Raw genomic sequence first — 5519 nt, 5'->3', positions numbered from 1 at the left:
GTTGATCGGATCGCGCAAAGCGATCCGAACCTATTCACCTAGTTTGGCGTGGACTTCATCCAGATCAATTTCGCCAATGGGCATCTTGTTTGACGGATCTTTGAAGTCATATTTGAACAGATCAAAGTCCCGCTTGTAGATCTCGTAGACCAAGTGCATCGACAGATCGTCAAAGTAATCCTCGACAGGATGCGCGCGCTTGGGGCCATGGCCTTCGCTTTCGTTGAAGCGTGGGATCGCGTTCAGATCAACCTTGTTCGGAATTTCGATCTTGTCCAAGACCTGCTGCATGCCGTCATTGAACTGCTCGGTCCAGAAAATCTTGTCGTAGCGGCCGCCGTTCACGATGAACGTAGAAATATGGCCAGACATTGCCGACCAGTGGATGTCAGGCTCCATCGGGCGGCGCCAACGAATGGTGTCGCGTGCAAACAGAAGGAAACGACGGAAGCTGGCGATCTGGTCAAACTCTTGCTTGCCATCCTCGCCGCCGACTTCGATCCCGTATTTCTGGATCAAAAGCGGAACCAGCTTGCCACGATAGCGCTTGCCATTGCGCTGGATGCCGCAAATTTTATCGAAGAACGACGACAAAATGCGCGTGTATGGGTTTCGAACGCAAGTAAAAGCATACGAATTGTGCGCTTTGACGTTCTGAGTAATCAAAGGCTGGCTTTCATCAAGCGCCCATTTGTGCATGCCGCCGGTCGCATCATGGATATCACCGTCGAAAAACTCGCCGTGATCGGAATAGTACATGATCTGCCCGATGGTAGAGCAGGCGCATTTTGGAACGACGCGGTACACGACGCTCTCGCTTTCGGTCATCCAAGTGCCGGGAAAACCCATATTAACTCGCCTCCGACGGCAAACTGCCGCCAATTGGTTACTTTATCTTCACTTACGCTATGTAAAACAGAAAAAAGCCTGTTTATTCAAGGCACATTCCTCTTTAACACTGTAGTCAAAGCACAAACAGTCATCGTTTTTAGGATCAATCGTTTCCAGTATGGCAAAAATCGCCTTCATTCTCCTTTGCCACAAAGACCCTGAGGCGATCATCCAGCAGGCCGAACAATTGACGGCTGCGGGTGACTATATGGCGATCCATTTCGATGCTCGTGCTAAACCAGAACATTTCGCCAAGATTAAGGCATCCCTAAAAGATAATCCAAACGTCACCTTTTCGCGCAAGCGGATCAAATGTGGCTGGGGTGCCTGGTCTTTGGTGCAAGCCACGCTCTATGCGGTAGAGGCGGCAGTTGACGCATTTCCGCGCGCTACGCATTTCTACATGCTTTCCGGTGATTGCATGGCGGTCAAATCCGCCGAATACGCGCATGCTTTTCTTGATGCAAACGACGTCGACTACATCGAAATCTTTGATTATTTCGAAAGCGACTGGATCAAGACCGGCTTCAAGGAAGAGCGGCTGATCTATCGCCATTTCTTTAATGAACGCACGCAAAAGCGTTTGTTCTACACATCGTTCAACATTCAGAAAAAGCTGGGAATGACCCGCGAAATCCCCAGCGACCTTCAGATCCAGATCGGGTCGCAATGGTGGTGTCTGCGTCGGCGCACCGTCGAATGGATTCTTGATTTTTGCCGCAAACGCAAAGACGTGATGCGCTTTTTCAAGACAACATGGATTCCCGACGAGACGTTCTTTCAAACGCTTGTGCGCCACTTGATCCCAGAGAAGGAGATCGAGACGCGCACCCTGACGTTCCTGATGTTCTCGGATTACGGGATGCCAGTGACATTCTATAACGATCACTATGATCTGCTACTAAGTCAGGATTTCCTGTTCGCACGCAAGATCAGCCCCGAAGCGAAGGAGCTCAAAGAGCGGCTTGGCAAGCTTTACGCAGCCGAAAACCAAGTGTTCCAGATTTCCAACGAAGGCACGAGCCTGTTCAAGTTCCTGACCGAACGCGGCCGCATTGGCCGGCGCTTTGCCTCGCGCTTTTGGGAAACCGAAGCAACACTTGGACGCAACCGCGAACTGCTGATTGTGGTGTGCAAAAAGTGGCATGTCGCCAAACGCCTTGTTGAAAGCATCAGCCACGGCACCAACATTCCTGTCGTTGAATACATCTTCAACGAAGAGGACATACCGCTTCCTGATCTGGGCGGCATTCAGAGCACGCTTTCCAAACGCCATCGCCATCGCCGCGCTTTGATGCGGATGCTGTTCGAATACTTCGAGGCCGATCGTTTGATCGTCTGCATGGACCCTGGCAACTTCTACCTGCTTGAAGATTTCGGATCGGACCGTTCTGGCACGCGGATCTTGGAAATCGAGTGTGACTACACAGATGAATTCCTGATCGGCCATTCCAAACGGATCGGCCTTGCAGGCGAGCAAACTTCGGAAGACACGTTACAGCGTTTGTTACCGACCATCCGCAATGAGATCGCTTTTGAGAAAGATCGCCTGCACGATGCGAATTTCGACTCGCTTTACACGATCAAGGAAAGCGTTTCAGCGCAGGAAAATGCGGCGCCCTTGGCCGAGTTCTTGGGTGTCAGCCCCGAGAAAGCGCAGCAGATCGCCGACACCCCTCATCTGTTCGCGGATTGATTGCGCAGGAAACGGATCGCTTTGTCTTAAGCGCGGGATCAATTTGGGCTCCTAAACTGGAGTAATCATATTGACCTACACAATTTCTGGTATGACCACCAAGCAAGCGCGCGCCTTTCAAAGCGGTGCTTTGGATGCCTATGGAAATCCACCCGAAAAAAGCGTGTCAGACGGGGCGGGCGTGCCTTGCCGCCACTGCTTGAAACTTGTGCCTGAGGGCGCAGGATTTCTTATCCTGGCGTATCGCCCTTTCGACGGGCTGCACCCCTACGCAGAAACAGGCCCGGTCTTTTTATGCCAGGACGAATGCGACGCCCCTAAAAATGCTAGCATTCCTGACGTTCTCAAAGCGTCGCCGGAGTATCTTGTTAAAGGCTATACCGCAGATCAAAGGATCAAATACGGCACAGGTGCCGTTGTTCCGCAGGCTGCGACCTTAGGCAAAATCAAAGAGCTGTTGCAGCAATCCGACCTTTCGTTCGTCGATGTGCGATCAGCCAAAAACAACTGCTGGCTGGCACGTGTGACGCGCGCTGTTTAGCGGCTACGCGTCAACTCAAGGAACACATCTTCCAAATCAGCCTGCTCTGTGCGCACGTCTCGAATTGTCACGCCTGCGCTGCGAACCGCCTCAAGCACAGCATCCGCGCTGGTTTTGCTGGCGCGGTAGCTTAGCCGCAGCGCGCCGCTTGCATCGCGCGTCACATCGATACCGCTTGGCGCATCAAACACTTCAGTTGGTTTGTCTGGCTCAATTATCATCGTCTTTAGATCAATGCTGCCCAGCAAATGCGCGGTGCTATCGCGGGCAACGACTTGCCCGTGATTGATGATAGCGATCTCGTCGCACATTTCTTCCGCTTCTTCGAGGTAATGGGTGGTAAGCACAATCGTCATACCCTGCTCGTTCAAGCGCCGTACATTGGCCCAGAGCATTTGGCGTAGCTCGATATCAACGCCCGCCGTCGGTTCGTCCAGAACCAGAATATGGGGCGTGTGCACCAAGGCTTTTCCAAGCAAAAGCCGGCGCCGCATACCGCCAGAGAGCGTGCGCGCATAGGCGTTCGCCTTATCGGACAAGCCAACCAATTCAAGAATTTCATCAGAACGGCGCTGCGCCTTTGGCACGCCGTAAAGACCCGCCTGAACATCCAGCGCTTCGCGCGGCGAAAAGAACGGATCAAGGTTTAGCTCTTGCGGCATTACCCCGATGGATGCCCGTGACTGGCGCGGATTTACATCCTGATCGAAGCCCCAGATCGACACCTTACCCGAGGTTTTCAGAACGAGGCCCGCAAGGATATTGATGAGTGTCGATTTGCCTGCACCATTGGGACCAAGCAGTCCAAAAATAGAACCGCTAGGAATAGTCAGATCAACGCCGCGCAGCGCCTCTTTCGGGGGGCTGCCTTTGCTGCCTGCATAGGTCTTGTGCAGATTTTCGATCCGAATTGCGTCTTGTGTCACTACGTGCTTACTCGCTCTTGCCGATTTGGGCTGCTTGGCTCATAACGCGTTTAACGCGGCAGCCAGACAAAGGGAACATGCCCTATGACAACCCCTGTACCTGAGACCAAAATCGTAGACAGTTATCGCGTGGCCTGCGACGGCGGCGAAGGCGCGCTTGGACATCCGCGTGTCTGGCTGCAAATTCCGGGCGAGCATGGCTGGGTCGAATGCCCTTATTGCGATGCGAAACTTGTGCACAAAGACTTTGAGGGCAAAGTCTGAGCGCTGCTCTTTCGCGACGAGCTTACTCAATTAAAATCATTTTAAACCTAATTTTCGCCACATAGCTCGGCGATGAACCGACTTGTCTATGTATCGAGTCAGAGGTTTGAAATGGAAATTCTCCTAGTTATGCTCCCCCTTTTGTTGGGTCTGAGCTTTGTCGACTTTGGATCATCCTCCGATGAGGATGACGTCACGCCCTTTGGCACAGAAACCTCCGATGAAGAGAATTATGGCGCTGACGGTGATCCGCTTACCGGCGATGGATTGAATGATCTCATAAACGGAACAAACGGAAACGACGGTATTCTTGGCCGAAACGGTGACGACACGCTGTTTGGCGGCGATGGCAATGATACCCTTTCCGGCGGTAGCGGCGATGACATCGTATCCGGTGGCAGCATGGCGGATTCAGTTAGCGGCAATGATGGCAATGACACCCTTGCAGGCGATTCAGGCAACGACACGCTGAATGGTGGCTTGGGTGATGACCAATTGCTTGGCGGCGTTGGCGACGATCACCTTGAGGGCGATGACGGAAATGACCTCCTCAATGGCGGCGCTGATGACGATACTCTGATCGGCGGCGACGGTGAGGATACCCTAATTGGCGGCACTGGCGATGATCTGCTTGAAGGACGCTTTGACAACGATAGCGTACGAGGCGGCGATGGCGATGATACACTCATTGGCAACATGGGCGCGGATACTTTGCACGGCGAGGATGGCGACGATAGCCTGAACGGCGCCGATGGCGAAGATCTGCTTTATGGCGGCATTGGCAACGATACGCTCTTTGGGCTGTCCGATAATGACACGCTCCATGGCGGCGACGGCAACGATTCCCTGATTGGCGGCCTTGGCGATGATGTTATTGACGGTGACGCTGGAAATGACACTATCTATGGTTCTGAAGGCGATGACATTGTTGCAGGCGGTCTAGGCAATGATCTGATTGTTGCGAACGACGGGAACGACACTTTGCTTGGCAACGGGGGCCGGGACACGCTTTCAGGTAGCGCAGAGGACGATCTGATTATTGCTGGCCTTGGCGGTGACTCTGTCGAAGGTGGCGCAGGTAATGACACCATTTGCGGCGGCAACAGCGATCTACACGGGCTGACTACGGGCGGTGCCGAGGTATCTGCTGAAATTCGTGCGGCACTAAATGAACTGGCGACAAGTGACCCTGACCTGTTCA

The 5519-nt window shown here is 53.1% G+C and carries 6 protein-coding genes; 4 read left to right on the top strand and 2 right to left on the bottom strand.

The genetic code is table 11. From position 1 onward, the window contains the following. Positions 1-30: 30 nt before the first annotated feature. Entirely contained in the window at positions 31-849 is an 819-nt protein-coding gene (locus tag WBC85_RS04300) for a sulfotransferase family protein (RefSeq protein WP_424433441.1), read from the bottom strand. A gap of 160 nt (positions 850-1009) precedes the next feature. Here WBC85_RS04300 and WBC85_RS04295 point away from each other — a divergent pair, with 160 nt between their 5' ends. Together WBC85_RS04295 and WBC85_RS04290 are read left to right on the top strand one after the other, a co-directional pair. Next, complete coding sequence (locus tag WBC85_RS04295) at positions 1010-2587, top strand: DUF5928 domain-containing protein (RefSeq protein ID WP_424433440.1); 1578 nt, start codon at positions 1010-1012, stop codon at positions 2585-2587. 70 nt (positions 2588-2657) lie between these two features. After that, positions 2658-3128 (top strand): DUF1203 domain-containing protein, encoded by a 471-nt coding sequence (locus WBC85_RS04290; protein ID WP_424433439.1) that lies wholly within the window; start codon positions 2658-2660, stop codon positions 3126-3128. On the opposite strand, the gene WBC85_RS04285 is transcribed toward WBC85_RS04290, so the two are convergent. Continuing rightward, positions 3125-4054 carry an ABC transporter ATP-binding protein gene (locus WBC85_RS04285; protein ID WP_424433438.1) on the bottom strand — a complete coding sequence of 310 codons (930 nt, stop codon included), beginning with the start codon at positions 4052-4054 and terminating at the stop codon, positions 3125-3127. The genes WBC85_RS04290 and WBC85_RS04285 overlap by 4 nt on opposite strands. A gap of 84 nt (positions 4055-4138) precedes the next feature. Between WBC85_RS04285 and WBC85_RS04280 the strand changes: the two genes are divergently transcribed. Both WBC85_RS04280 and WBC85_RS04275 read left to right on the top strand, forming a co-directional pair. After that, complete coding sequence (locus WBC85_RS04280) at positions 4139-4318, top strand: zinc-finger domain-containing protein (protein ID WP_424433437.1); 180 nt, start codon at positions 4139-4141, stop codon at positions 4316-4318. Between the two features lie 111 nt (positions 4319-4429). Beyond that, positions 4430-5519: calcium-binding protein (locus WBC85_RS04275; RefSeq protein ID WP_424433436.1), on the top strand; the 1090-nt coding region annotated here is incomplete at its 3' end.

The organism is Planktotalea sp. (assembly GCF_049680325.1).
Taxonomy (GTDB): Bacteria; Pseudomonadota; Alphaproteobacteria; order Rhodobacterales; family Rhodobacteraceae; genus Planktotalea.
The sequence above is the reverse complement of the archived record's forward strand: the minus strand, read 5'-3'. Positions and strand labels throughout refer to the sequence as shown.

What these genes read in the sequence shown, in the direction of transcription:
- WBC85_RS04300 (WP_424433441.1), bottom strand. Translation starts at nt 849, where the DNA reads ATGGGTTTTCCCGGCACTTGGATGACCGAAAGCGAGAGCGTCGTGTAC.
- WBC85_RS04280 (WP_424433437.1), top strand. Translation starts at nt 4,139, where the DNA reads ATGACAACCCCTGTACCTGAGACCAAAATCGTAGACAGTTATCGCGTG.
- WBC85_RS04295 (WP_424433440.1), top strand. Translation starts at nt 1,010, where the DNA reads ATGGCAAAAATCGCCTTCATTCTCCTTTGCCACAAAGACCCTGAGGCG.